This window comes from Pseudomonas sp. S2_B07 (assembly GCF_054668435.1).
Genome location: NZ_CP162769.1, coordinates 1024821 through 1051567, shown reverse-complemented (window position 1 = coordinate 1051567; position 26747 = coordinate 1024821). Strand labels below are relative to the sequence as shown.

The 26747-nt window shown below is 59.4% G+C and carries 23 protein-coding genes; 8 read left to right on the top strand and 15 right to left on the bottom strand.

Annotation, left to right across the window (positions count from 1 at the left end):
* Positions 1–126 precede the first annotated feature (126 nt).
* The gene (locus AB4N43_RS04770) at positions 127–1776 is read left to right on the top strand and encodes a 3-(methylthio)propionyl-CoA ligase (protein ID WP_460153341.1); all 1650 of its coding nucleotides are present in this window, start codon (positions 127–129) and stop codon (positions 1774–1776) included.
* A gap of 107 nt (positions 1777–1883) precedes the next feature.
* Here AB4N43_RS04770 and AB4N43_RS04765 read toward each other — a convergent pair whose 3' ends face one another.
* Entirely contained in the window at positions 1884–2945 is a 1062-nt protein-coding gene (locus AB4N43_RS04765) for an alpha/beta fold hydrolase (protein WP_081744000.1), read from the bottom strand.
* Positions 2946–3303: 358 nt separating this feature from the next.
* Here AB4N43_RS04765 and AB4N43_RS04760 point away from each other — a divergent pair, with 358 nt between their 5' ends.
* Positions 3304–4317 carry an AraC family transcriptional regulator gene (locus AB4N43_RS04760; protein ID WP_027925338.1) on the top strand — a complete coding sequence of 338 codons (1014 nt, stop codon included), beginning with the start codon at positions 3304–3306 and terminating at the stop codon, positions 4315–4317.
* 158 nt (positions 4318–4475) lie between these two features.
* Here the strand turns inward: AB4N43_RS04760 and AB4N43_RS04755 are convergent, their stop codons facing one another.
* Both AB4N43_RS04755 and AB4N43_RS04750 read right to left on the bottom strand, forming a co-directional pair.
* On the bottom strand, positions 4476–5486 hold the full coding sequence (locus AB4N43_RS04755) for a YeiH family protein (protein WP_460153339.1): 1011 nt from the start codon (positions 5484–5486) through the stop codon (positions 4476–4478).
* Positions 5487–5583: 97 nt separating this feature from the next.
* On the bottom strand, positions 5584–6909 hold the full coding sequence (locus AB4N43_RS04750) for an MFS transporter (RefSeq protein WP_027925340.1): 1326 nt from the start codon (positions 6907–6909) through the stop codon (positions 5584–5586).
* Positions 6910–7060: 151 nt separating this feature from the next.
* Between AB4N43_RS04750 and AB4N43_RS04745 the strand changes: the two genes are divergently transcribed.
* Together AB4N43_RS04745 and AB4N43_RS04740 are read left to right on the top strand one after the other, a co-directional pair.
* Entirely contained in the window at positions 7061–8092 is a 1032-nt protein-coding gene (locus tag AB4N43_RS04745) for an AraC family transcriptional regulator (RefSeq protein ID WP_194940119.1), read from the top strand.
* 286 nt (positions 8093–8378) lie between these two features.
* Positions 8379–9236: a TauD/TfdA dioxygenase family protein gene (locus AB4N43_RS04740; RefSeq protein WP_027925342.1), complete on the top strand. Its 858-nt coding sequence runs from the start codon at positions 8379–8381 to the stop codon at positions 9234–9236.
* A gap of 79 nt (positions 9237–9315) precedes the next feature.
* Here AB4N43_RS04740 and AB4N43_RS04735 read toward each other — a convergent pair whose 3' ends face one another.
* Entirely contained in the window at positions 9316–10389 is a 1074-nt protein-coding gene (locus AB4N43_RS04735; RefSeq protein WP_027925343.1) for an NAD(P)/FAD-dependent oxidoreductase, read from the bottom strand.
* Between the two features lie 663 nt (positions 10390–11052).
* Between AB4N43_RS04735 and AB4N43_RS04730 the strand changes: the two genes are divergently transcribed.
* Positions 11053–12024, top strand: a complete 972-nt coding sequence (locus AB4N43_RS04730) for a transporter substrate-binding domain-containing protein (protein ID WP_256218463.1) — start codon at positions 11053–11055, stop codon at positions 12022–12024.
* A 205-nt stretch (positions 12025–12229) separates the two neighbouring features.
* Here the strand turns inward: AB4N43_RS04730 and AB4N43_RS04725 are convergent, their stop codons facing one another.
* From AB4N43_RS04725 to AB4N43_RS04695, 7 genes are read right to left on the bottom strand one after another with little or no spacing between them, the layout of a single operon-like run.
* On the bottom strand, positions 12230–13648 hold the full coding sequence (locus AB4N43_RS04725) for an ATP-binding protein (protein ID WP_027925347.1): 1419 nt from the start codon (positions 13646–13648) through the stop codon (positions 12230–12232).
* A complete protein-coding gene (locus AB4N43_RS04720) occupies positions 13645–14307 on the bottom strand; it encodes a response regulator (protein ID WP_027925348.1) in 663 nt (220 codons plus the stop codon). Before AB4N43_RS04720 ends, AB4N43_RS04725 begins: the two co-directional genes overlap by 4 nt.
* Before the next feature lie 11 nt (positions 14308–14318).
* Positions 14319–14963 carry a tetratricopeptide repeat protein gene (locus tag AB4N43_RS04715; protein WP_027925349.1) on the bottom strand — a complete coding sequence of 215 codons (645 nt, stop codon included), beginning with the start codon at positions 14961–14963 and terminating at the stop codon, positions 14319–14321.
* Entirely contained in the window at positions 14960–15769 is an 810-nt protein-coding gene (locus AB4N43_RS04710; protein WP_059181038.1) for an SDR family oxidoreductase, read from the bottom strand. The genes AB4N43_RS04715 and AB4N43_RS04710 overlap by 4 nt, the downstream gene beginning before the upstream one ends.
* Positions 15756–16430, bottom strand: coding sequence for a TenA family transcriptional regulator (locus AB4N43_RS04705; RefSeq protein ID WP_027925351.1), 675 nt, complete (start codon positions 16428–16430; stop codon positions 15756–15758). The genes AB4N43_RS04710 and AB4N43_RS04705 overlap by 14 nt, the downstream gene beginning before the upstream one ends.
* Complete coding sequence (locus AB4N43_RS04700; RefSeq protein ID WP_027925352.1) at positions 16427–17908, bottom strand: AMP-binding protein; 1482 nt, start codon at positions 17906–17908, stop codon at positions 16427–16429. The genes AB4N43_RS04705 and AB4N43_RS04700 overlap by 4 nt, the downstream gene beginning before the upstream one ends.
* Entirely contained in the window at positions 17898–18575 is a 678-nt protein-coding gene (locus AB4N43_RS04695; protein ID WP_027925353.1) for a thermostable hemolysin, read from the bottom strand. The genes AB4N43_RS04700 and AB4N43_RS04695 overlap by 11 nt, the downstream gene beginning before the upstream one ends.
* 205 nt (positions 18576–18780) lie before the next feature.
* Here AB4N43_RS04695 and AB4N43_RS04690 point away from each other — a divergent pair, with 205 nt between their 5' ends.
* Positions 18781–19353 (top strand): cytochrome b, encoded by a 573-nt coding sequence (locus tag AB4N43_RS04690; RefSeq protein ID WP_460153334.1) that lies wholly within the window; start codon positions 18781–18783, stop codon positions 19351–19353.
* A 302-nt stretch (positions 19354–19655) separates the two neighbouring features.
* Here the strand turns inward: AB4N43_RS04690 and AB4N43_RS04685 are convergent, their stop codons facing one another.
* Together AB4N43_RS04685 and AB4N43_RS04680 are read right to left on the bottom strand one after the other, a co-directional pair.
* Positions 19656–20090, bottom strand: a complete 435-nt coding sequence (locus AB4N43_RS04685; protein WP_032833640.1) for a DUF2721 domain-containing protein — start codon at positions 20088–20090, stop codon at positions 19656–19658.
* Positions 20091–20333: 243 nt separating this feature from the next.
* Positions 20334–22859: an arylsulfatase gene (locus tag AB4N43_RS04680; protein WP_460153332.1), complete on the bottom strand. Its 2526-nt coding sequence runs from the start codon at positions 22857–22859 to the stop codon at positions 20334–20336.
* A 191-nt stretch (positions 22860–23050) separates the two neighbouring features.
* On the opposite strand from AB4N43_RS04680, the gene AB4N43_RS04675 reads away from it, so the two are divergent.
* On the top strand, positions 23051–24166 hold the full coding sequence (locus AB4N43_RS04675) for a formylglycine-generating enzyme family protein (RefSeq protein WP_410921987.1): 1116 nt from the start codon (positions 23051–23053) through the stop codon (positions 24164–24166).
* Positions 24167–24286: 120 nt separating this feature from the next.
* On the opposite strand, the gene AB4N43_RS04670 is transcribed toward AB4N43_RS04675, so the two are convergent.
* Positions 24287–24883 (bottom strand): eCIS core domain-containing protein, encoded by a 597-nt coding sequence (locus AB4N43_RS04670; protein ID WP_027925356.1) that lies wholly within the window; start codon positions 24881–24883, stop codon positions 24287–24289.
* A 174-nt stretch (positions 24884–25057) separates the two neighbouring features.
* On the opposite strand from AB4N43_RS04670, the gene AB4N43_RS04665 reads away from it, so the two are divergent.
* The gene (locus AB4N43_RS04665) at positions 25058–25534 is read left to right on the top strand and encodes a VOC family protein (RefSeq protein ID WP_059181033.1); all 477 of its coding nucleotides are present in this window, start codon (positions 25058–25060) and stop codon (positions 25532–25534) included.
* An 88-nt stretch (positions 25535–25622) separates the two neighbouring features.
* Here AB4N43_RS04665 and AB4N43_RS04660 read toward each other — a convergent pair whose 3' ends face one another.
* The gene (locus AB4N43_RS04660; RefSeq protein ID WP_027925358.1) at positions 25623–26726 is read right to left on the bottom strand and encodes a DNA alkylation repair protein; all 1104 of its coding nucleotides are present in this window, start codon (positions 26724–26726) and stop codon (positions 25623–25625) included.
* Positions 26727–26747: the final 21 nt, after the last annotated feature.

Sequence of the window (26747 nt, the reverse complement as noted above, 5' to 3'; positions counted from 1 at the left end):
CTGATCGCCAATATCCAGGGGAGGAAAACAGGCTGTCCCGGTTCGCGGTCTTGACGTGGAATCTGACAGAGAGCCCTGGCCGCCTGTCCGCTCCCCGATCTCAGACTTATGAACGGAGCGATGCCCATGCATGGCTTGATGATGCACAAGCAGCTGTTGATTTCTTCTCTGATAGAACATGCCGACCGCCATCATGGCGATACACCGATTGTGTCCCGCAGGGTCGAGGGCGATATCCATCGCTACACCTTCCGAGACTGCCACCGTCGCGCGCGCCAGATGGCCAGCGCCCTGACCGGCCTGGGCGTGCTGCCAGCCGACCGCATCGGTACGCTGGCCTGGAACGGCTATCGTCACCTGGAGTTGTACTATGGCATCGGCGGCATGGGTGCCATCGTGCATACCATCAACCCACGCCTGCATGAAGACCAGGTGGCCTACATCGCCAATCATGCCGAAGACCAGTACATCTTTTTCGACATGACCTTCCTGCCGTTGATCAAGCTCATCGCTGGCCGCTGCCACACGGTCAAGGCGTTCATCGCCATGACCGATCAGGCCCATATGCCGACAGACGCCGGTATCGACAACCTGCTGTGCTATGAAGATCTGCTTCAACAGGGTTCCTGCGACTACGCCTGGCCGGATCTCGACGAAGATGCCGCGTGTACGCTCTGCTACACCTCCGGCACCACGGGCAACCCAAAAGGTGTCTTGTACAGTCATCGCTCATCGCTGCTGCACACTTATGCGGCGGCGCTACCGGATGCCCTGAATTGTTCGGCGCGCGACGTCATCCTGCCGGTTGTGCCGATGTTCCATGTCAACGCCTGGGGGCTCCCGTATATCGCCTGCATGGTCGGCGCCAAGCTGGTATTTCCGGGACCTGCGCTGGACGGCCAATCGCTGTTTGAGCTGCTCGAAGCCGAGCAGGTGACGCTGTCCGCCGGCGTACCGACGGTCTGGCAAGGCCTTCTTGGGCATCTTGAGGTCACAGGTCAGCGGTTCTCCAGCATGAAGCGCACCATCATTGGCGGCGCAGCCTGCCCCACGGCCATGCTGCACACGTTTCAGGAGATCTTCGGCGTAGCAGTGCTGCACGTCTGGGGGATGACGGAATTGAGCCCGATCGGAACCATTGGCACCCTCAAGGCCAGGCACCTGGTCATGTCCCCGGCCGAGCGTAATGCCGTGCAGTCCAAACAAGGCCGCGCAGTATTTGGCGTCGACATGAAGATCGTCGGTACGGACGGCGTGGAACTGCCTTGGGACGGCGCGACCTCGGGTGACCTGATGGTGCGTGGACCCTGGGTGGTACGCGACTATTTCAGAAACGAAGGTGAGTGCTCGCCGCTGCTCGAGCACGCCGGCCAGACATGGTTCCTGACCGGCGATGTGGCGACCATCGATGGCGATGGCTTCATGCAGATCACCGATCGCAGCAAGGATGTGATCAAGTCGGGTGGCGAGTGGATAGGCTCCATTGACCTGGAGAACATTGCGCTGAGCCACCCGTCAGTCGCCCAGGCGGCCTGCATCGCGGCCAAACATGCGAAGTGGGATGAACGGCCCTTGCTGATCATCGTCAGGAAAGCGCAGGCAGCCCTGACGCGGGATGAACTGCTGGCCTTTTATGAAGGCAAGATTGCCAGGTGGTGGACGCCGGATGATGTGGTCTTCGTCGACACGATTCCACTGGGTGCTACGGGCAAGGTCTTGAAGAACTGTCTGCGCGAGCAGTTCGGCGATCATCTGCTGGTCAAGGTTGTCAGCTGAGTAGCCAGGTAAAAATCCAGCCCTGTCCATGTGCAAAGGCAGCGCGGACGTTACGGCAGATGCCGCTAGCGTTCGCCCTGCCTTTTGCATTCACGCTATGCAGTGGCTTAGCGTGCCGCTGGCTCACAGGACATCGACTGCTCGAGAAACTCCAGCAGCAATTCGTTGACCTGGGCAGGGCTTTCCTCTGCGGCGCTATGGCCTACACCGGGTAGCAGCACCTTTTTGCACAGTGCGGGCAGATAGGCGTCCATCTGGTCGTAGAGACCACGGATTTCGACCGGCTCCAGGGAAGGGTCGGCAGCACCACCGATGAACAGGCTCGGCTGGCTGACCTTCGCGCCGTCGAGAAACGCGGTGATTTCCCAGTTGCGGTCACGACAGCGGTAATAGTTGAGGGCTCCGGTAAAGCCCGTGCGTGTGTACTCGGCGACGTAGTAGTCCAGCGACCGCGGGCTCAACCAGGACGGAAACTCCCCCTTCGGCTCGGTGAAGGCATTGAGAATGGGTTCACCGGCCTCGACGAACAGACGCCAGCGTTCGGCGCCGACGGCGCTGCCGGAGATCGAATAGAAGACGCTGCTCAAGGTCTTGCGCGGATCATGGGCCAACTCGCGATCCGGCTTGTCGAGCTGCTGGAAATACAGGTGGTGGTAGACCCTTCCTTTCGCCATGGCCTGCAGACCCGCGGTCGGCTTGACCTTGCTGCGCGGTGGCACCGGCGTATTGAGCATCACCAGGCCACGGAACAGATCCGGTCGCAACAGGGCCGACGCTTGAGCCACCCAGGCCCCCAGGTCATGCCCAATGATGACCGCGGACGTTTCGCCCAGGGCCCCCATCAAGCCCACCATGTCGCCGACGGCCTGGCTCATGTCATAGGCTTCGATGGCATCGGGTCGGTCCGACTGCCCGAACCCGCGTTGATCGGGCACGACAACCCGAAAGCCGGCCTCGGCCAAAGCCACGATCTGGCGCCGCCACATGTACCAGAGGTAGGGGAAACCGTGCAGCAGGATGACGAGCGGGCCCTGGCCCTCGTCGATGTAATGCATGCGGATGCCGTTGACTTCGGCAAAGCAGTGGTTGAATGCATCAGGATCGTCGGCATCCGCAGGCGCCATTGCAGCGAGCGGCTGACCGATACGCATCGAAGTGCGCGTCTCCATTTTCTACCTCCATCTTATCAATTGTGGGCCTGAAGGTAGCGCCATGTGGGTGCCCTGCACTGAGCTTCCCGGGACACAATCTTGTGAAATTGGGACATCGTCCACCTAAAGCGCAGCGCCTTACGCCATCGTTCCCGGCTCTTCGCCTGTGTCCCAATATGCTAAGAAATTATCCCGCCATGCCCATGGCACCGGGCCCATGCTCCCTAAAATGGATCCGCGCTACCTGCTCTGCATCACGCCAGACCAGGGTTGAAGATCGCTGGCGCCAGCAGTTCCGCCACAAGCGTCCTCTTCACGCGCAAAACACCTTCGATGAAAAAAGCAACGCCGCCATCGGCCGAGGGAGATCCTGCACATGCCCAAGCTTGTTCGCGCCGCCGTCTTGACCAAATACCTGGAAGTCACCCAGGACCTCGGATTCAACCCGTGCGACATCATGACCGTCGTCGGGCTGAGCAAGGCTCAACTGCGAGTCCCGGAAAACCGTATACCCATCGATTCCGCCATGCGCCTGCTGGAAGATTCTGCCGTCGCCAGTGGTTGCCAGACCCTCGGCCTGCGCATGGCCGAGTCGCGCCAGCTTTCAGACTTCGGCGCGGTCAGCCTGCTGCTCAGCCAGCAACGCACCCTGCGTGAGGCCTTTCAGGTAATGGAGCACTATCGTCATCTGATGAATGACTCCCTGGGGATCTTCGTTGAAGAAGCCGGCCGGATGGTGATCATTCGTGCCGAGATGGTCACCGAATCGCTGCTGCCCAGTCGCCAGGCCTCGGAACTGGTCATCGGCGTGCTGTTCGGCATGTGCTCGACACTGCTCGGCGTGCAGTGGCGCCCGTACAGCGTTAACTTCATGCACCAGCCGCCAGAGAACCTGCATCTGCATCGACGCCTGTTCGGCTGCAACCTGGAGTTTGGCAGCGATTTCAACGGCATCGTCTGCTCCGATGCCAGTCTGGACATGGTCAACGCCAATGCCGACCCGGCCATGGCAAGTTATGCCAGACACTACATCGACTCGCTGCAAAGCGATGTAAACACGTCGTTGTTGTTCGAAGTGCGCAAGGCCATCTACCTGTTGTTGCCCATGGGGCGCGCCACGATCGAACAGATCGCGCTGTCACAGGGCATGAACGTGCGCACCTTTCAACGCCGTCTGCAGGACGACGGCTGTGCCTTCAACGACCTGATCAACGAGGTGCGCCGTGACCTGGCGCTGCGTTATCTGGAAAACCCGAACCACTCGATGAGCAGCATCGCCGACATGTTCGGCTTCTCCATGGCCAGTTCCTTCACGCGCTGGTTCATCAACCAGTTCGGCATGCCGCCAGCGGCGTGGCGTCGCGCGCAGAAACAAGCGGTCGCTCCCTGACAGGGAGCGCTGTTCCCGCCTTTCAACGCACACAAAAAAACGGCGACTGCTGGTACAGTCGCCGCGAAAACCGGTGCTTGTCACACCGGTGGTGAGCCTCACTGTAATGAGGAGCCAGCCCAGTGAAGCCCTGCCATAAACCTGTGTGAAGCCTGTTTTCAGGAACCCCAGTGCAGTAACAGAAGCACCAGCACCACGAGAAACACAGTTTCCCCGACCATCAGCAGGATCGGCTTGATCCCGACCGCCGCCAGTTCCTTGAGCCGGGTTTTCATGCCCAGGGCACTGATGGAAATCACCAGGCACCAGCGCGAGAACTCATTGACCCCGCCTTGCACCGCCGGCGCGATCCAGCCGGTGCTGTTGATGCAGGCCAGCATCAGAAATCCCACGGCGAACCATGGCAGCAGCGGTGGGCGTTTGCCTGTCGGGTCGGCACCTTGCATGCGGGTAACCATGGCCGCAGCGACGATGACCGGCAGCAGCATGGCGACGCGTATCAGCTTGACCACAGTGGCGGTATCGCCGGTCTCGGTCGACATGCCGTAACCGGCGCCCACGACCTGAGCGACATCGTGGATAGTCGCGCCGAGGAACACTCCGGCAATTTGCGGCGACAGTGATAACCCGTGAGCAATCATTGGATAGACGATCATTGCCAGGGTCGACAACGCCGACACGCCGATCACCGTGAACAGGGTCGCACGCTCTTTCTGCGGATGGTTAGGCAACGCTGCGGCCAGGGCCAAGGCTGCCGAAGCACCGCAGATGGCGGTGGCGCCACCGGTGAGCATGCCGAACAATCGGGAAAAGCCGAGCAGCCTGGCAGCGATCACCGAGACGCCGATGGTCACCACCACCAGGATCACCACCAGCGCCATCGGCTTCCAGCCCAACGCCGCCATTTGTTCCAGGGTGATACGCATGCCCAGTAGCGACACGCCGATGCGCAGCACCATACGCGCGGTGAACTCGACACCGGCCTTGCACGAGCCTTCGTCCGCCAGAAAGTTCAGCGCCATGCCCAGCAACAAGGCGAACAGCATGACCGGAGCACCATAGTGCTCAGACAAAAACGAAGCGGCAGCCGCCACGATCAGGCTGACGGTAAAACCCGGTGCCAATTCGCGCACGCGGGTATGGGCTTGGGTGAGAGCAATGGCGCTCATGGCATGGATTCCTCACCAATCAGCATCTGCTCCAGCTTGCGCTTGCCGATCAGGTCCCAGGGGCGATCGAAAAACACATCAACACTTGAAAATCGACTCACAACTTCACCTCTAACGCGCCGCCACTGACAGGTGCTGCGACGCTGTCACCCGTTAAACGGGCAATATCTTTGTGGTAGTGACACTTGGCGTAAAAGAACACCGCCGCGGCCGCGAGGCTGACCAGTGGCACCAGTTGAAACGCGGCATGCAGGCCGATCAGGTCGGAAACCCGGCCGGTAATGAATGGCCCCGGGGCCAGGCCCAGCAGATTATTGGCCAGGGTCAGCGTGGCAAATGCGGTGCCGTGCACCGAGTAATGGGTCAGGTTGGCGACCATCGCCCCGCTAGGGCCGGTGGTCCCGGTGGCAATCAGCATGCCCAGGCAGATCAACAGCAATTGCACGGGCCCCGCCTGCAGCGCGAACGCCGCCGACAAGAGCAGGCAACTGCCCAGGCAGAAGGCAATGGCCAGGCTGACTTTGCGCTCCGGTAAGTTGCGACACAGCCGGTCGCTAAGCATGCCGCACAGAATCATCCCCACACCGCTGCACAGCACAATGAGGGCAGCCAGCCCGCCTGCCTTGTCCGTCGGCATGTCGTAGTAGCGGTTCAGGTAGCTGGGAATCCACACCATCACCGTGCCGCCGACAAACAACTGCAAACCACTGCCGACATAGGTCGCTACTACCGAACGGCTGGACCACAGGGTGCGCAACGGGCGCAGGTCCTGCGTCCCCTGGTTCAGGGCCTGCGCCGCACGTTGCGGCGCAATGCGTGCTTCCTTGACGATGATCGGGTACAGCACCGCCAGGCACAGGCCGAACAACGCCATGCCGGCAAATGACCAGCGCCAGCCCAGCTTGGCGGCGATCGCGCCGCCCAGGGCCATGCCCAGCACAGCGCCGAACAAGCCGCCGGCCATGAACGCGCTGGCCAGGGTGGCTCGCATGTGTTTTGGGAATACCGAAATCACCACCGCTATGCCCACGCTGCCGTAGGCGGCTTCGCCGACGCCGACCATGAACCGGGCGATGAACATCTGCGGGTAGTCCTGCGCCAAGGCGCAGCCCAAAGTGGCCACGCTCCACAGCATCGCCATCAGCGCCAGGCTCTTGACCCGGCCGAAGCGGTCGGCCATCAGCGACAGCGGGAACGTCAGCAGGCCGACCATCAGGGCGACAATGCCACTGAGCAGGCCGAGCTGGCCGTCACTCAGTGCCCACTCGCTCTTGAGCAGCGGGAACACCGCATTGAGCACCTGGCGCGACATGTAATCGGAAATCAACATGCCGAAGGTCAGTGCAAAGACAATCCAGGCATATCTACGCGCAACGTTGACGCAACCAGCGTCATCATCGTCGGCGATTGGGTGAAAGGCCATGTAGCCTCCTCATGGGTTTTATTGTTGTTATCCAGCGGATGGCCAATACGGCGCTGCCTCCACTATTTTCAGTGACCTGAAGGTAGCTCTGGCGGGGCGTCCTGCACTAAGCTTCGCAGGACACACTCTTGTGAAATTGGGACAGCCCAGCATGTACACCCTGACCCGCAGTGCCAGCCTGACCCACTATGAGCAAGTGGCCCGCTCCGTAGGGCTGGACCCGTTTCGCATGCTGCGTCTAGCCAAGCTGCCAGCCAGTACCCTGGCCGATCCGAACATCATGATCAGCAGCGATTCGGTCGGCTGGCTGCTGGAAGAGTCGGCGCGCCTGTCTGGCCATGAGGCGTTCGGGCTGTTGCTGGCGCAATCGAGGCAACTGTCCAACTTCGGCATGCTCGCGCTGCTCATTCGCGAAGAGCCGACACTGCGCGCAGCCTTGCTGTCCTGCGCGCGTTACGCCCGGTTGCATAACGCCGGCGTGGAGCTGCGGCTTGAAGATGTCGGGGACCTGGTCCTGTTGCATATGGGTGTGAACATGCAGGGTCATCATGGCGTCTGGCGCCAGGCGATCGAACAGGCGACGGGGATTATCGTGCGCACCTTGAACAATCTCAGCGGCCAGACTTTCCGGCCAGTCAGGGTCAGCTTTACCCACGAGCGACCCACCAGCCTGGAAGTCCATCACCGCGTGCTGGGCACGGCGATCGAGTTTTCCCAGGAGTTCAATGCCATCGTTTGCCGCGCCCGCGATCTCGACGCGGCCATTCCCGCGGCAGACCCGACGCTGCATCGCGAAGTGAAGCGATCCCTGGACCTGCTGTTGGCCAACCTGCGCGACGAGCCGGCGCAGCAGGTGCGCCAGGTGGTCAAGATGTTGTTGCCGGGCGGGCTGTGTTCCGTCGATGGCGTTGCCCAGCATCTCGGCGTGCATCGACGCACGCTGAACCGGCACCTCGCGGAGGAAGGGCAAAGCGTCACCACCATCATCAATGCCGTGCGTGCCGATCTCGCCGAAGAGTACCTGGCCAACAGCAAGCGCCGGTTATATGAGGTCGCCGAGCTGCTTGGTTTTTCCTCTGCCGGTGACTTTTCCCGCTGGTTCCGTGGCCAGTTTGGCCAGACGCCATCGAGTTGGGTCACAGCCTACCGAGAGAGCCAGGTGACACCCGGGTCACTCACCTGAGTAAGTGGAACGGGCGGTCCCAAGGGAGCGCGCCTGCGAGCGGACGACCTTGTCCCAATACGCTAATAAAATGTCCTGAAATGCACAGGATTGCCCGTGCCTGCCAATTAGGATAGGCGCGCGGCATCGCTGTCGGCTCCTGCCGCAGCCTCCCGCGGATTCACCTGTCCCACACCGCCGCAGCCAAAAAACTGGATCAACAATAACAAGCGCCGCCGTCACTCAAGGCATGACTTTCACCTGTCACGCCCACGGCCCGGCCATAGACCAATTAAATGGAGACGCAATGCGAGTCGAACAACTGACCTGCGCCATCGGCGCGGAACTGCTCGATGTGAACCTGGGCGACGCAGTGCGCGATGACGACATGTTCAACGAAATTTACGCCGCACTGCTCAAACACAAGGTGCTGTTCCTGCGTGACCAGGATCTGGACAAACTTTCCCGTCGCGATCACGAGGCTTTTTCCCTGCGCATGGGGCAGCTCGAAACCCACCCGATGCTGCCCAGCCATCCCGAAGCGCCCGGCCTCGTGCAAATCTACAAGACCCCCGAGAACCCGGCGGACCGCTATGAAAATGCCTGGCACTGCGATGCCACCTGGCGTGAATCGCCGCCGATGGGCGCGGTGCTGCGTTGCATCGAATGCCCTCCGGTCGGCGGCGACACCATGTGGGCCAACATGGTGCTGGCCTATGACAAGCTGCCGGCGGACGTGAAACAGGAAATTGGCAACCTGATCGCCAGCCATAGCTTCAACGCCTCCTTCGCCGCCGCCATGCCCAGGGAAAAGCGCCTGGCGATGAAGGCGCAGTACCCGGATTCTGAGCATCCGGTCGTGCGCACCCACCCGGAAACCGGCGAGAAGGTGCTGTTCGTCAATGCCTACGCCACACACTTCGTCAATTACCACCGCGATGGCCGTGTCCGTTTCGGCCAGGATTACAACCAGGCCGGCGTCGACCTGCTCAAGTACCTGATCAGCCAGGCCTACAATCCTGAGTATCAGGTGCGCTGGCGTTGGAAGAAAAACAGCGTGGCGATTTGGGATAACCGCTGCACCCAACACTATGCCGTGATGGACTATCCGCCTTGCCATCGCAAGATGGAGCGCGCGGCTATTATCGGTGACACACCCTACTGATCAGTCAACCGGTTCAAACCCCAGAGACGCTGCTGGGCGTCTCCTTTGGGTCGATTTCTGCCTCACAAGAGGATCCCCCCTACGCTTGCAAAAATCGATCGGGCCGGCATGGACAAAGGGCACTGGACGCCTTGTCATCGATGATCTCCTCGCTGGCCAGACGTCCCACTGTCGCAGCCAAAGTAATTCCAGGGTGCATTGCACAAACGTAGACGCCACCCACTTTGGGTAGATAACCGATGATGGGGATGCCATCGGCAGGCATGGGCCTGAGTCCGACACAAGCCCGTTCCGGATCTATGGAAACAACACCATGGAGTTCGTTCTGGATTGTCTTGGCAGTTCGAAGCGCTATCGCTGCCGGTTGATTTTCCATGGCGTCGTCCAGGTAATCTTCTGCCGCCAGCAACGCATCATCCGAACTTTGCCTCACTTCCATTTCAGGGCTGGAGATGAGGGTGTGCACGAGGTTGGGTTGTGACTTGTAACGAATGAAAATGGCAGGCGAGGCCTCTATTGGCAGGGACACTCCAAGCATGTCTGTCAGTTTCGTGATGCCTGTCCCGGCTGCCAGTACGACAATATCGGCATCGAGGATGCCTATTGTTGTTTCGACTCCGGTCACCGTTGCACTCTGGGTTACAAAACCGAGCACTCGCGTCTGAGTGAGAATCTTCGCCCCATACGCCTGGGCACCTGCGATCAACGCATGCGTAGCTGCCACTGCGTCCAGCGCTCCTTCTTCAGCCGCATACAGAGCAGACTGGGGAGGGTTCTTGAGATTTGGTTCCAGGTCGAGAATCTGCGATCGAGACACCAGGTTTGCCGAAGCTTGGTGACCTGAGATCGGCAGCGCTCCAATCGCCATCACGCTGTAAGACAAGGCACCTGTCCATCTTATCTCCAGACCTGGCAGCTGCGTTTCGAGTCGGCGGTACTCCTTGATGGCAGAACCGCGCAGTTGCGCAATTGGGTCAGGTTCGGGGTGTGAGGCATTGAGCCAAGCGAATGAGCTGCCAGTCACTCCCGAAGCTATATCTTCAGCTTCTACCAAAGTGACATTCGCGCCTTTACCTGCCAAGTGATATGCCAATGACGCGCCAACGATGCCTGCACCAATGACAACGACTCGTTTGTCCTGACCATTTCCCATATCAACCTCCGTTCTGTCGATGTGCCGATGGTACGACAGCTGGATGATTTCATGACATGAGAACCTGATCGTTCAGCTTTTTGAGTGTCTGCTTCTGGTCGAGGCTGTGTAAAAACGTTTTTGAGTGCGACAGATACTCAAAACCGGACTGGAAATCGCGTTTCTACGCGAAATCCACATCTGCTGACGTGCCGATAAATTTCAGATTTAACGTAGACGCACGCACTTCAATTTTGGCGAAGCGTTTTTACACACTCTGGGCCGAAAGCAGCCATCCACTAACAACCTCTTTCGACCAAAGCTGAAGTGGCCAGCTTGGGGAGCAGACATTCAAGGTCTGGCCTAACCCGGCGCTACGCGGCTTTTCGCCCGGCGCGCCATATCGATCGATACGTTAAGCCCCAGGCTTCAAATGCGCCTAAGTGTCAGCGAAACATCTTCCCTCGTTTCCAACCCCAATACTCCAATCGGCAGCGTGACGTCTGAAGCTGACGCGCCGGCAATCCGAGCGGTATTAATAAAATAAAAACTACCTGTTCTGCGCCTGAACGTCGCGATGGAGTTCGCGCGACTTTGCACATGACTCGGTTTTCTGATCTGGCTCAACGTATCTACCGTACCTGGGCGTAGTGTTTGCAATAACGTTTCGTAGACACGGCGGAAATGGGTGCTTACGTCCTTTACGGTTTTCAGTGTGTTTTTGAGATGTTTTTGCCTTTTTCATACTTTAAAGGGTGTCCGATGAAAACCTCATATTTCGTAGCAACGACAATCCTCGCCGCAGGCTTGTCTGCCCTTGCATCTCCCGCCAACTCGCAGACACTCGAAAAAATTGCCGACAGTAATAAAATCACCGTGTCTTACCGGGAGGCATCGATACCTTTCAGCTACTTGATCGGTCCTACCGAAGCGGTGGGTTTCTCAGTCGATTTAACTGATGCCATCGTTGATGATGTGCGCAGGAAGCTCAAGAGGCCGAACTTGGAAGTGGCTTACATTCCTGTGTCTTCGCAAACCCGCATTCCGTTGCTGGTTAATGGCACATACGATCTGGAGTGCGGATCCACCACCAACAACGCTGCGCGTGGCAAGGACGTGGCTTTTGCAATTAGTCATTTCTACACCGGCACGCGTCTATTGACCAAGAAGACCTCCGGCATAAAGAACTACGCCGATCTCGCAAAGAAGACGGTCGCCAGCACCGTCGGCAGCACGAACGAGAAGGTTCTCCGCCAATACAGTGCCGACAACAATCTAGACATACAGGTCGTCTTGGGCAAAGACTATGACGACTCCTTGGCGCTGGTTGAAAATGATCGTGCCGTGGCGTTTGCCATGGACGATATCCTGCTGTTTGGCCTCATGGCGAACTCCAAAAATCCCGATTCGTACGAAGTCGTGGGTGATGCGCTGCAAGTCGAACCCTACGGCTGCATGCTTCGCAAAGATGATCCTGAATTCAAGCAATTGGTCGATGGCACCATCACCCGCCTCATGGAGTCGGGCGAATTCGCGAGGCTGTACACCAAGTGGTTTCAATCACCGATTCCTCCAAAAGGAATGAATCTGAATATGCCGATGAGCGAACAGCTCAAAGCCAATCTCAAGGCCCGCAGTGACAAACCAGCGCTGTAAAGCTTGACGAGTACCTGAGCAAATGACACAGAAGTCCGATTTGACTCGGTCATTGCGAGCAGCTGCCGGCTCCACATCGCATCGGGTCGGCACTAAGGCTCGTTGAGAGCGGTTCCAGCCGCAAACTCAGATTAGAGTGGGCTCTATTCACCTAATTGAGTACAAAGCCGATCGGTTGCGTAATCTCATACTCGCGGGACTTTACTTAAACGGTGGGAGGCAACTCCCGTGTCATGTGCGGTAAAGACGTGCGTGGCGAGCTATCCGGAATAGCCAGCGTCGCACGTAACCCGCCTTCCGGTCGGTTGACCAGCGTGATGTGTCCGCCCAGCCGGGTCGCGATGGTGTTGACGATGGTCAGCCCCAGTCCCGCACCCTGGACATTGCCGCGACTGTAAAACCGTTCGAACAACCGCTCGCGGTCCGCTTCATCAATGCCAGGGCCCTGATCCTCGACACTCAGCAAATAGAAGCCATCGGCCTGACCTAACTGCACGGTGATCACGCCTTTATCAGGGGAAAAATTTACCGCGTTGCTGATCAGGTTGTTCAGTGCGATGTCGATGGCGGCAGCGTCGGCCACCACTTTGAAGGGGCGGTCCTGGACGTCGAAGGCCAGCTCAAGATTTTTACTCAGTATCCAGGGCGTAAGCTGAGCCAGGCTGCCGCGCACAATTTCGGCCAGGTCGATGCCGTGCTGCAGCGGCGCCATGGCTTTGGGTTCCAGGCGAGCCATGGTCAGCAATTGATTGACCAGGCGGCTGGTGCGGTCGACGCCGGCGATCAGAAACTCCAGCGAGTCACGGCGCTCTTCTTCGGTGCCAGCCTCCAGCAGATTTTGCGCATGGACCCGCAGCACCGCCAAAGGCGTGCGCATTTCGTGGGCGGCATCGGCGATGAAGCGGTGTTCGCGGGCCAGCACTTCCTGAATCTGCGCCAGCATGCGATTGAGCGCTGCTTGCATCGGCTCCAGTTCACTGGGCAGCGGGGTCAGTTGCAACGGTTCCAGCGAGCCGCTGTGCCGTGCCCGCAACGTCGCCGCCATGTTTTCCAGCGGCTTGAGGCCCCAGCCGATAGCGATCCAGATCAGCACCGCCAGAATCAAGCTGCCCAGCACATTGGGCCACAAGGTATGGCGCATGATCCGATCCACCAGGTCCGCGCGCACGTCGTCCCGTTCTCCTACCCAGATTTTCAGCTCGTTCTGTTTGTCATCCAGCAGGAACGCGCGCCAATGGCGATTGTTCAGGTCGACCACATCACTGAAACCGGGTGTTGCTGGCGGTGTGCTGAAAGAGGGCGCGCTGGCCGTGTGTACCAGCACTTCGCCGTGACGATTCCAGACCTGAAACGCCAGTTTGGTTTCATAAGGATGGCCGTCGACCCTGGGGTCTGCTTCGCCCAAGGCTTTATTGAAGGCCTGATACAGGTCGGCGTGTTCCTTGTTGGCCAAGGGCATGCGCATCACGCCTTGCAACAGCCGGGCGTTTTGAGCCAGTTGGGCATCATAGACTTCGGCGATTTCATGATTGCTGTCGTGCAGATTGAACAGGCTGATCACCGCGACGCCGACCAGCATCAGGCCAATGATGAGCGTGAGGCTGCGGCGTCGAATCGACGTCATCGACGCTCCTCCACCAGATAACCGACACCGCGAATGGTGCGGATCAGGTCGGTGGAGAATTTTTTGCGCAAGTGGTGGATATGCACTTCCAGGGTGTTGCTTTCGGCTTCCTCGCTCCAGCCATACAACAACTGCATCAGGTGATCGCGGGTCATGACCCGGCCTGGCGGCGAGAGCAATTCGTGCAACAGCTGATATTCCTTGGGCGTCAGTGCTACCGGTTCGCCGTGATAACTGACTTGCTGGGTGCCAGGGTTCAGGCTGATGCCGGCGTGCTCGATCAGCATTTGCGCGCGCCCGACACTGCGGCGCAGCAAGGCCCGCAAGCGCGCCTTGAGTTCTGCCAGGTCAAAGGGCTTGATCAGGTAATCGTCGGCCCCGGCATCCAGCCCGGCAATGCGGTCTTCGGTCGCGTCGCGCGCGGTGAGGATCAGCACCGGCAGGTTGGAACCGCTGTCACGCAAGCGCCGTAATACCTCAAGCCCGTCCATGCGCGGCAGACCGAGGTCGAGCACGGCCAGGTCAAACGTTTCGCTCAATAGCGCGTGCAAGGCGCTGGCACCATCCTGTAGCCAATCGACGGTGTAACCCTCGCGGCCCAAGGCCTGATGGATGCCCTCGCCGAGGGCAACGTCGTCCTCGATCAGTAATAAGCGCACACGAACTCCTGTCAGTCGAGTTTCTTGTTCACGTCCACCAGCAACGCTTCAATCTCTTTGCGTCGCCCCGCGTCGGCGGTTTCCCGTCCGGGTCTTGGCGCTGCCTGCAACGCTTTCTGCAGCGCGCTTTTGGCTTCGTTGTAGCGCTTTTGACGGTAGAGGTGATCGCCCCAGAAGTACAGACTATCGATGCCGTCCGGGTTGAGTTGCAAGGCCTGTTTGAGCAACTGTTCGGCCTTGTCCGAATCACCAAAACCGATGGGCCAGCCCGGCACGCGGTCATACAGCGCACCCAGACTTGTATAAGCCGAGCCTTGCAGGGCTTTCGGGTCCAGGGTCAGGGCTTTTTCCAGATCGGCTTTTGCCGCCTTGACCTTGCTCAGCGCGCCGAGGCCGCCTTGGGCACCGGCCCAACTGCTGTTGACGATGCCGGACCAGATCCAGGCTTCTGCCACCGATTGGCGTTGCTGGGTGAACGCCGACGCCTGGGCCGCCAGTTGTTCAAACGCTGCAGTGCGTTGCGCTTCGGGCACTTCGTATTGAATGTGCGCCCAGCTTTGCTGGATGCCTTTGAGGCGTTGCTGGTCGGCGGGGTCGAGGGCCCAGGCACTTTGGCTCAAGGCGCCGAGTATCAGGCAAGCGATGACTTTTTTCATGGTTTCAAGTGCTCGTTGTCAGGTTTTTCGCTCAGACGACGGATCAGCGGCAATTGCTTGCGCAAGCCCTTGTCCACCAGATGGGGCAGCAGACTGTTCAGGCGCACGAAAAAGCGTTCCGGCCAGCCCAGGTACAAATCGCGGTGATCACCGGCGATGGCATGGATCACAGCAGCCGCGACCGTTTGCGGGTCATCGACGTTGGCTTTGAGTGCATCATTCAAGGCTTGGGCCGCCGGGCTGTTCATCCGGGTGCGGGTGGCGCGCGGGGCGACATACAACACGTTGACGCGGGTGTCCGCCAGTTCCCGGCGCAAGGCTTCGGAAAACCCGCGCAGGGCAAACTTGGTGGCGCAATAGCTGGCATAGCCGGGGTAGCCGATGGAACCGTAGGTTGAGCCGACGTTCACCACCATCGCGCTTTCGGCTTCCTTGAGCAGCGGCAGCAAGAGTTTGGTCAGGCAGATCGGCGCGCTGATGTTGACCGCCATCATTGCGTGGATTTCGCTGTCCTCGAGTTGTTCGAGCATGGCGAAGTGATTGATTCCGGCGGCGTTGATCAACAGGTTGATCCCGCCAATGGCTTGGGCAGCAGCCAACACCTTGCGCCGATCGGTGAGGACGGTCAGGTCCGCGCCGATCCAGCACAGCTGCTGCGGATAGCGCGCCAGCAACGGCGCCAACGGTGCCTCTTGCCGCGCGACCGCCAGCACTCGGGCACCGCTGGCGCACAGGGCGGTTGCGATCGCCAGGCCGATGCCACCGCTGGCACCGGTGAGTACCACACGAGCTTCAGACAGGCGCATGCAATGTCTCCCCGTCGCGTGGCAAGCCACGGAACATGTCGGTGTACAGCGTGTACACCACCTTGGACGCGTGAATGACCGCAGCCTGGTCGGCCGGATCATCGAGGGTGTTCATCAGGCGGCGATAAGTCTGCATGTGCTCGATGTCCAGGGAGCCATGGGAGCTGAGGTAGCTGAAGGCACTTTCCGGCAAGTCCAGCCGCTCGCGAATACTGCCGGCGGCGTGAGTGGCCAGGGCGATGCTGGTGCCTTCCAGCACGTTGACCATCCCGAACAGGCCGACCGGGTTGTCCCGGGCAATCAGGTCGTAGAGAAAACTGACCATCAACTCGATGGGCAGGCTCGGATGACCGTCGCGCACCGCAACCTTGTCGCCGCCGCAGGCCTCGATGTCATTGAGGATCCATTGTTCGTGGCCGTATTCATCCTCGATGTATTCGCAAACGGCTTTGCGCAGCCATTCCAGACGCAACGGCAGACGCGCGCCGCAGGCCATCATCAAGGGCACGGTGTGGCGTACGTGGTAATAGGCTTGCGCCAGAAACGCGCGGTAACTTTCCAGGCTGACCTTGCCCTCCAGGGCGTCGATAATGATCGGCAGATTGAACAGCGCATGGCGTTCTTGTTGCGTGGCTTCTTGCAGCCTGTCGAAAAAACTCATGATGCGGATTCCTCGGAAAAGACAGATTCAGACAGTTGCGCCCGGTAACGCTCGACGATGGCGTCACGGCGCAGTCGGCCATTGGCGGTAAGCAGGCCATTGGCGGGGGTGAAGGGTTGATCCAGTCGGGTCCAGTGGTGGACCTGGGCGTAATCGGGCAAGGCTTCGTTGGCCTGGGCGACGGTGGCGGCGAGTTCGTCGTCGGTGCATTCAGGACGCGAGGGCCAGAGCAGCGCATGGTTGTAGGGCAGGGCTTCGCCGTAGACGAAGGCCTGGGCGATGTGGCGGCGCTGGGTCAATTCGGACTCGACCCACTCCGGGTTCACGTTGCGCCCGAAACTGGTGACGAATTGATGTTTCTTGCGCCCGTTGAGGTAGAGAAAACCTTCGGGGTCAAATTCGCCGAGATCACCGGTCGGCCACCAATCATCGGTGGGCGGTGCTTCGCCCAGATAGCCCAGCAAGGTCGAACCCTTGACCAGCACTTCGCCGTCCTGAGCCAAGCGAATCTCTACATGGGGCAGGGGCTGGCCCACGCTGCCGGGACGGCGCGCGCCGGGCCGATTAAGGCACACCACCGAGGCGCACTCCGACAGTCCGTAGCCTTCGTAAACCGGCAGGCCGATACGTCGAGCACGGTGCAGCAATTCCTCGGACACCCGTGCGCCACCCACTGCGGCAAAACGCAGCGTGCCGGGGTTGAAGGCTTTCTGCTCGGCGGCACTGACCAACATTAGTAACAGCTGCGGCACCAGGATCAGGCTCTCGGGGGCGCGGGCGGCCAGGCAACCGAGCAGCTGTGGCACGTCCACTCCGCTGGCCCCTTGGATGCCGAGGGATTTCTGGCTGGGCACGCTCAAGGTCGCGCCGGCATACAACGCGGCATAACAACCGAGGTTTTCCAGCAGGATCGCCAAGGGCAACAGCGCCAGGTGATGCTGCGGATCGGTGGGTTTGCTGGCCTGATCCAGTTCGCGAGCGACCGTCAAAATACTCTCCGCGCTCAGGCACACGCCTTTGGGCGTACCCGTGGTGCCGGAGGTGAAGGTCAGTTTGGCGGTCCCCTCGGGCAGGCGATTCGCGTCCATGAAGGTCCGGCACCAGAACCCGTCGGCTTTCTCGTAGCCGGCCTCCTGCAGTTCGGCGTCCAGCTGCGGCTCGGCAATCACCCGTTCGGCGTGACTCTGTTCCAGGCAGTGGCGGCGCTGGGCCGGGCTGAAAAACGGTGGCAACGTCAGGCAGGTCAGGCCTTCGAACAACGCGGCCAGGTCCCAGAGCATCGCTTCAACGCCATTGTCCAGGGCCAGCGCAAGCACCCTGACGTGTTCATCGCGCAGACGCTGCTGGCGAGTCAGCACTTCGGCGTACAGCGTGGCGTAGTCCACCTTCACCTGATCGCCCCACAACGCAATCGCGCTGGGTGTGCGTTCGGCATGGTTGCGCAGGGTCTGTTTGAACCGTTCGGTTTCAGGCGACATGGCTGGACTCCTCATTGGACGTTGGCAACCCCAGGCGACTGAACATCCCGCTGTTGTGCAAATGGATGAAGCCGGCGCGAATGTTGCCCACGTGTACCCAGGGCTTGCTTTCGTAATAACTGCCCCAGTGGTGGCGCTCATCACCCAGCCGCTCGGGATCGGCGGCGCACAGCGTCACGGGTTTCAAGCCCAGGCGATGAAAGCTGTTGACCAGGCCGACATTGCCGGTGAACGCCACCCACTCCAGGCCACCCATGGCCAGAAGGTAGGTGATGGCGATGATGCTCATCCGTGCGCTGCCGGTGTCACTGGCGGCCAGGTTGCCGACTTCGACGATGCCGGCACGGTCCACGGGGCGATCGGCGGCCGCGCTGATCAGCGGGTCGATCGATTCGTCCAGATAACGCTCCAGAAACAACTGCCCAAGACTCGCGAGACGAATCCCGGCCACCGCACACAGTTCGCCCGCCGCGTTGCTCATGCCGAACAGTTCGGGCATGAAATGACGGATGTCGGCACCGTGGGCCTTGCGAAAGCGTTGCTGGATAAAGTCTTCAAAGAGGGGGCGCCGGGGCTCGTCCGGCAGCGCTCTGTGCAAACTCATCTGTTCGGTTTCGGATTGGCCGAAACGCAGGGGGAGCGCGATGTTCCACTCAAAATCGGGCATGGGAAGACGCCTCCACGGTTCAATTGAGGAAGAGTATTGAAGGCAATACTTAAGAGAGTCTGAAGGTGGAAAAAAGGAGGAGGGCAGCGGTCTTCAGACTGCCTTAAGACTTGGCGGGCAATGTGCGGCCAGTCAGTTCGGTGACACATCGGACCCAGGTAAGGCGAATGACTCGCCAGCCGGCAACAACTTTACGAGGCCCCTTATGACCCGCGACTCAGCAGCACCTCGCTATGGAAAACTGTCGATGATCATGCACTGGCTGATGCTGGGCTTGTTTGTCGGCGTCTACACCAGTATCGAGCTCAAAGGGATGCTCCCCCGCGGGCATGCGTTGAAGGGCCTGTTTCTGGGGCTTCATGGGCTGTTCGGGTTGAGCATTTTCATATTGGTCTGGGTGAGGCTGCTGGGGCGACTCACGCCTCGTCCGCCCATCACCCCGGCATTGCCCCTGTGGCAGACCGGCATTTCGCACCTGATGCATCTGGCGTTGTACGGATTGATGATCGCCACCCCGCTGCTGGCCTGGCTGATGCTCTCGGCCGGCGGCAAGCCGATGCCCTATTTCGGGTTCTACCTGCCGTCATTGGTGGCGGTTGATCCTGATCTGGCCCGGCAGTTCAAGCATTGGCACGAACTGCTCGGCAGCGCCGGTTACTGGCTGATCGGTTTGCACGCGGCGGCGGGGCTGTTTCATCACTATTGGGTCCGCGACAACACCCTGATCCGTATGCTGCCGGGCCGATCCGGCAATGTGGTCAATCAGCGCCAGCGATGATCTTGAATTTGGTGCGGGCCAGGCAAAAAGACAATACACGGACTATTGAAGTCCCCTGAATACCCCTCAGGCAAAACACAACCCCCTGTAGGCGTGAGCCTGCTCGCGAAGACGGCCGCCCATCCAGCACCGATGCTGAGTGACACATCGCCATCGCGAGCAGGCTCACGCCTACAGGGATTTCGTTCGCCTGAGGCAGTGCGTCATTTGCCTCTGTTCCGCTGACGATGAGCACGGCGATAGCGTTACACCATCGCTCTGTGTCTCGGGACTCCGGACTGGGTATTTGCAATTTGAATCGGTCACAGGTGTTCATCTGCCGAACTAACACTGATTTTAGCTTCCTGGGCGAATCGAAAAAGACCTACACCGAGGAAGTACGTGGCAACGACGAAAAGTAGACCGGCACCATAGGCGTACTTGAAGCCAATGAACTCGGTTAAAAAGATAATAGCGAGCAGCAGGGTGGCGCACAGTCCGCCGCGTAAAGAAGACAGGATACCGGCGCTCAATAAGTCAGCCCTCCGCCGCAATCGCTCCAGGTCGACCCTGAGGTGCGCACGGCTCAGGTCGTCTTCGGGGATCGCATTGAGTACCCGTGTACGGTCGATGACAACTGATAACCTCGAAGACATTAACGAAACGAACGCCGCTATTGCACCCAAGAAAAACGTAGGGGCTGTTGCTTGTGAAAAGATGTGGGACAACCGTACAGCGTCAGGAATGAACTCGTTCAATTGAGAGCCCCCCTATAGGCCGAGTATCTGCCATTTTCCAGGCTGGAATAAGGCGCCACTTGGAACTCACTGCCTCCTCCAGATCGCATCGCCGCAACAAACACAGCTTTGGCATCCCGTTTCGCGGAGGTTGGCCGGCGGTTGGATAGCGACGGTTTAATTGCAACCGTCGCCGGGTCAATTTACTCCTTGGTTCGTCGGCGCGCGTGCAACCTGTATCGCCGCGTATTTTGAATTCATGCGTTACTCTTTGCCGCTTTCGATGGCTTGCTGGGCCTGCTTCAACTTCTCGATATCGGCTTGGGTCAACTCGGGGCGGTCAATCTTCAGCGTCAGTTTGTTCAGCTTGCCGGTGAACGTGAACGGCGGCAGATAGTCAGCGTCGTTGACCCCGGTGAGGGTGTCAGATCCGATATCCAGACTTTCATCCCAGGCCAGGGTGAAGGGAAGGCTGTGCTCCATTTTGTGTTGGTCGACGACTTTGCCGTCCACCTTGAGCGTGCCCATTCCGCCGAGACCGACGCCCGAAAAACTGTTGAACGCCAGCGTTGCAGCGCCGAGACCGTCGTACTTGAAGTCGAATTCCAGCACATGTTTGCCCGGTGTAAGCGCGTCGGCACCAGCCCAGCGTACCCGCTCCAGATCGATCAGGTTCCACAGGAACACCGGTTTGCTCTTCAGAAGGTAGAAGCCGTAGCCAGCGAAACGTCCGCCCTGGGTGATCAACATGCCTTCGGCACCGTTATCGCCAACTTCCACCTCGGCTGTGTAGGTGTAGGACGTATTCAGCACGCTCGGCGCATCGCCATTGGGTGTGCCCTTCAGAGGATGTTCCCAGGTGAACACGTTGCGTCCGGCCGTAATGCTCGGCCTAGGGGCTATCATCCGCGGCAGTACTGAAGTGTCGAGCGGCAGTACCTGATACTTGCGCGCTTCATCCATGAACATGGCCTGCAGCTGTTTGAGCTTCTCCGGGTTCTGAAACGCCAGATCGGTGGACTGTGAGTAGTCCTCGTTCAGGTTGTACAACTCCCATTGCATCTGCATGGGGTCGGAGGCTTTGGCGGTCATATTCCAAGGGGCCCGCACCACTTTGGTACTGGCCATCCAGCCGTCGTGGTAGAGCGCGTGGTCGCCGAGCATTTCGAAGTATTGAGTCTTGTGGGCGGAGGGTGCCTGGGCGTTTGTCTTGTCGAAGGTGTAAAGCAGGCTGTTGCCTTCAATGGGCTTCTGGGCAATGCCATTGACCGTGTTCGGCGCACTGACGCCGGTGGCCTCCAGGATGGTCGGCACAATGTCGATGACGTGGTGGAACTGGGTACGGATGCCGCCCTTGTCGGTGATTCGCGAGGGCCAGGAAATGGCCATGCCCTGGCGCACGCCGCCCAGGTGCGATGCGATCTGCTTGACCCATGTAAAGGGCACATCAAAGGCCCAGGCCCAGCCAGCAGCCATGTGGTTGTAGGTCTGGTCGCTGCCCCAGGCGTCGTAGTATTTCTTCAGTTGCAACTCGACCGGTATTTGCACGCCGTTGAACATGGCGACTTCATTAGGTGTTCCGAACATCTGCCCTTCAGCACTGGTGCCGTTGTCGCCGGTGATATAGATGATCAGGGTGTTGTCCAGTTTGCCCATGTCCTCGATGGACTGGATCACGCGGCCGATCTCATGGTCGGTATAGGCCTCGTAAGCGGCGAATACCTCAACCTGGCGGATATACAACTTCTTCTGGTCGGCGCTCAGGCTGTTCCAGTCGGGCAACAGATCGTTGGGCCAAGGGGTCAGTCGGGTGTCCGGCGGAATCACACCGAGCTTTTTCTGGTTGGCAAAGATAGTCTCGCGCAGCTGGTTCCAGCCGCCATCGAAGAGGTGCATGTCGCCGATCTTCTTGATCCACTCCTGCGTAGCGTTATGTGGCGCGTGGGTGCCGCCGGGTGCGTAGTAGACAAAGAATGGACGGTCCGGGGTCAGGGCGTTCATGCGTTGCATGTAGTCGATCGCATCGTCGGCCATTGCCGTGGTCAGGTTCCAGCCAGGCTTGCCCTCGAATGGATAGATTTGTGTGGTGTTGCGGAACAGGTTGGGCTGCCACTGATTGGTGTCGCCACCGATAAAGCCATAGAAGTACTCAAACCCCATACCGGTTGGCCACTGACCGAAGGGCCCGGCCTGGCTGGCCTGGAAGGCTGGGGTGTTGTGATCCTTGCCGAACCAGGAGGTGTGGTAACCGTTATCTTGCAAAATGCGGCCGATCGTCGACGTGTTTTTTTCGATGATGCTGTCATAGCCGGGATAACCGGTGGCCGTTTCGGAAACAGTCCCGAAACCGACCGAGTGGTGGTTACGTCCGGTAATGAGTGCCGCGCGGGTCGGTGAGCACAGCGCGGTGGAGTTGAATTGGGTGTAGCGCAGGCCGTTGGCCGCGATGCGATCCATGGCGGGCGTTGGAATCACCCCGCCAAAGGTGCTGGATACCCCGTAGCCAGCGTCATCGGTGATGATCAGCAGCACATTCGGCGCGCCCTTGGGCGGCACGATGGTCGCCGGCCAGTAGGGTTTGGAGCTTTGCGCAATGTCCGTGATCGTGCCCCCGAACGGTATGTCGGGCGCCGGTAGCTGATCGCCGGAAATGATTCGGGTGGTGCTGGTCGTGCCCGGCGGACCATTGAGTTGATCGGCCTGAGGGTTGTTGGTGTACACGCCGAGGGCAAGGCATAGCAGCAGGGGAGAGACGGTTCGCCGCACCGAGGTTGAACGAGGAGGGATCATCATTGGCTCCTGTTTGGGAACACACCGCTGCAAACGGGTTGCCGCTCGGACAGGGAATGTGCGCGATTAAAAGTGGCCTGTGTTGGTGTTGCCTTTATTGATATTTGTCAATTGAACCAGTCTTTGCAGGTGCGCTCGGTCAGCGATCAACCGCACAATCCTCGCAGCCAGACAAACCCGTGGACGCGCCGATGCAGCTCAAGAACAAACGCTGGAGCAATGCCATTGTTGCAGTCGGACTTCTGACTGTCGGCCTGGCTTTCGCGGTGTATCAGCACCTTCGTGATCCATCGCCCATGACGCTGGGTGATGGAAAAAATGGCCCCCCGGAGATGGTCTGGATTCCTGCCGGCGAGTTCTTGATGGGGAGCGATAACAAGAAGGCGAAGCCCAGTGAGGGGCCGGCTCACAAGGTTCGGCTCGATGGTTTCTGGATTGACCGTCATGATGTCACTAATGCCGATTTCGCCCGCTTCATTGCTGAAACACATTACGTCACTACTGCCGAACGCAAGCCTGAATGGGACGATCTGAAAGTACAGCTACCCGCAGGTACTCCAGAGCCGGACGACAGTGTCATGGTGCCTGGCGCATTGGTTTTCGTGGGCACGGACAGGCCAATCCCCCTGGATGATTTCAGCCAGTGGTGGGCATTTGTTCCCGGGGCCAACTGGCGTCATCCGTCAGGCCCGGGCAGTAGCATCGAGGGCAAGGAAACCCATCCGGTCGTTCAGGTTTCACATGAAGACGCGGAGGCGTACGCGCAGTGGGCACATAAACGTCTGCTGACCGAGGCGGAATGGGAATACGCCGCAAGAGGGGGGCTGAAACAAGCGGACTATGCGTGGGGGAATGATTTCACGCCGGGCGGCCAAAAAATGGCCAACACCTGGGATGAGGTACAACCGTTTCCAGTGACCGGGTCCGGCAATACATTCAAGATTGGCACCCAACCGGTAGGAAGTTACAAACCTAACGCGTATGGGCTGTACGACATGTCCGGGAACGTTTGGCAGTGGGTCGCCGATTGGTATCGTACTGATGCCTTTAACCTTGAACTCAAACGTCAGTCAGCTGGCGGAGTCTCGTCTAACCCAGTGGGTCCGCCGGACAGCTATGACCCAGCACTCGGGGCAACGGCCAACGCGCCTCAGCGTGTGATTCGAGGTGGATCTTTTCTTTGTAGCGACAGCTACTGCACGAGCTTTCGAACCAGTGCCAGGCAGGGGGCGGATCCGATGAATGCCATGTCACATCTCGGATTTCGCTTGGCGATGAGCAATGATCAATGGAAAAAGATCCGCTGAATACAATCCGCACGCCGGTGTCGCGTAGTGCCGTCAAAAATGTTCGGCCAAGGCGCCCAACCCCTTGAGGGTTCTCTGGTATCGACAGCTCCCCTGGACAACAACCAGCTTTGCAACGCTTCAGTCATTGCCTTCCCGCACCCACCGCCTGACTTCACCCTGCACGGCATACGCTGGCGCCTCCACCGCATTGAAATCCTGCGTATACCGCTGGGCAAATCCCTCAACTCCCCATTCCTGAAACTGCTGGACATGCTTCAGCTCATGAGCCCAGAGCGCAATGTTCACTTCTGCCGTTTGAGCATCCCGAAAGAGGATGACGTCGATCAGCGTCACCGCACCGACATCGGGGTTTTGCAGCATGGCCGTGGCGGCGGTGAATTGGCCGTTATCGCTCACTTTATAGCGCGCGGCATCGAGCACGCCGGGGTCATACCAGCGCAACAGTTGCTCGCGAATGTGCGGTGGAATGGGTTGAGTATCGGCAGTGGCTGCTTCAGCCCGGGCTTGAGTCAGCCACATCGCCAAGGCGGGTGCGGCGATCTGGTAGATGCCATCAGGTGGCAGGCCGAGCAGTTGCCCCACGTCTGGCAGGCAAATGCAGCTGTCCAGGCACACTTGTTTTTCACCCGCAGGGCAGGGACTGGTCTGGGCGGGCACTTCAAGGGGCAGGTAAAGAAAAAGCAGCGTCATCAGGCGCTTGGTGATGGGCGGCATTGGGCGCTCCAGGGACGGATGCGGCGCGAACAGTGGATCAAAATTGATCGACGACCCGGATCGCTTTAGCCTAGACCCGAATCAACCCCATCAGCATAATTCCAAAAAAGGGGGGACTTGTTTTCCATGTCTCATCCAAGGGTCGACAGGACGCCGGGGCGGCAGGAGCATGCAATGGAACTGAAGTTCAGCCACATCGATGTACTGGTCAATAGTCTCGACGAAGCCTGTGCTTACTACGCGAACATACTGCAAGCCAGGATCTCTAGAACCCTCATTTGGGAACGCGGTGGTCTGCACGTGCGCTACGCGATTGCGCTGATCGGTCAAGAGCGCTTCATGTTGGTACAGCCGTTGGCGGGGAACCTGAAGGAACTGTTGGACGCCTCGGGCGAGGGGATGATTTATCGCCATTGCTACTCGACACCGGACATCGAGAAGGCCTTTGACGAATTGATAGCCGCCGGTGTTCAGCCGGAAGATGAAAACGGCAAGCCATTGGCCCGCGCGAACCTGCAATCCCCATCCGGGGCACGCATCCTCTGGTTGCCCAAGCGTTTCGGGCACTTCTCTATCGAAATCCTGGAAGAGAAGGCGCTGGAGGCATTTGTTGCGGCGGCGTTCGAGGACGAGGTCCTCCCAGTCCGGTAAGCGCGGTACTCCTGTGGTAATGGGGTGGCTGATTGGCGACTGCTTCGCCGCCGAACGCAGCCTCGCGTTGCTCGTCAGCGGCTACAGGTCAGGGGAGGATTTCGAATGCGGTGCTGGCCAGGCGTTCGCCGTTTACGAGGATGTGCACGGCATGCACGCCCATGTAGTGTTTGCGGGTGGTGAGTTCTTTGATCTGCTGGCCACGGCTGACGAGTTCGCTGGCGTTGCCGGGCAGCGTCAAGGTCTTGAGCTTGAACACCTTCGCCGACGTGCTGCCATTGGCTTTGACGTAATCAATCGCATAGTCGATCACCAGTCGTTGGCTGTCGGGTACGGTGGATTTCACACCAAACGACAGGGTGATTTTCTCTCCGAGCCGAATCACCGCCGGCTCGACCGTCACCCCGACAATCTCGACCTCAGCCTTGCCACTGGCGCCAATAATCGCCAGCGCTCGCTGATTGCCCTGTTTGATCAAGCTGCGCAACGCATGCCTGGCAATCCACGCCGTGTGCTTGTTATCCAGCGCCCAACCCTCGATCAGGTCCAGCACCCATTCCGGATGATCCTTGGTGATGTCATTGAGGTGGTTGGCCACGGACTTGCGCACATAAAGGCTTTCATCCGCCTTCAGGTTGTCGAGAATCGGCGCCGCCAGCGTCGGATCTGCCTGGACCTGCTCCAACCGGAACGACCACGGCAAGCGCGGTCGGCTGCCTTCGCTGGCCAGGCGTCGGACATGCTCATTCTGATCCCGCGACCATTCCTGCATCAGCGCCAATGAACGCTGCAAATCACTGCGCAGAAAATACCGAACCGCAAACTCCGCCGAGCCAAACGCGGTGAAATACTTGAGCGCCTCCATCGACTGCTCGAAATCATGTTCGCCATACATCGCCACATAATGCGGCAGCGAAATACTGACGAAACCACTGTTCAGCCGAGGGGCGAGGGCGCGCAGCACCTCAAGCGACTCGTCATACCCCAGCGGCAGCACCGCATGCAGGCATTCACTGACCCGCGCCATGCGCTGCATGATCGACAGGTCGGCGAGGCCGTCGTTGGCCATCCTCAGGAAGGCCTTGGCCTTGAACCCGGGGTAAACCGCCGTCATTTCGGTTGCGATGTGCTTGAGGCGCTCGGCGTTGAAGATTTCCTTCAGCGCCGGGGCGGGTTGTTCGGCGGCGGTCATGGTTGAGTCCGGTCGGGTGGG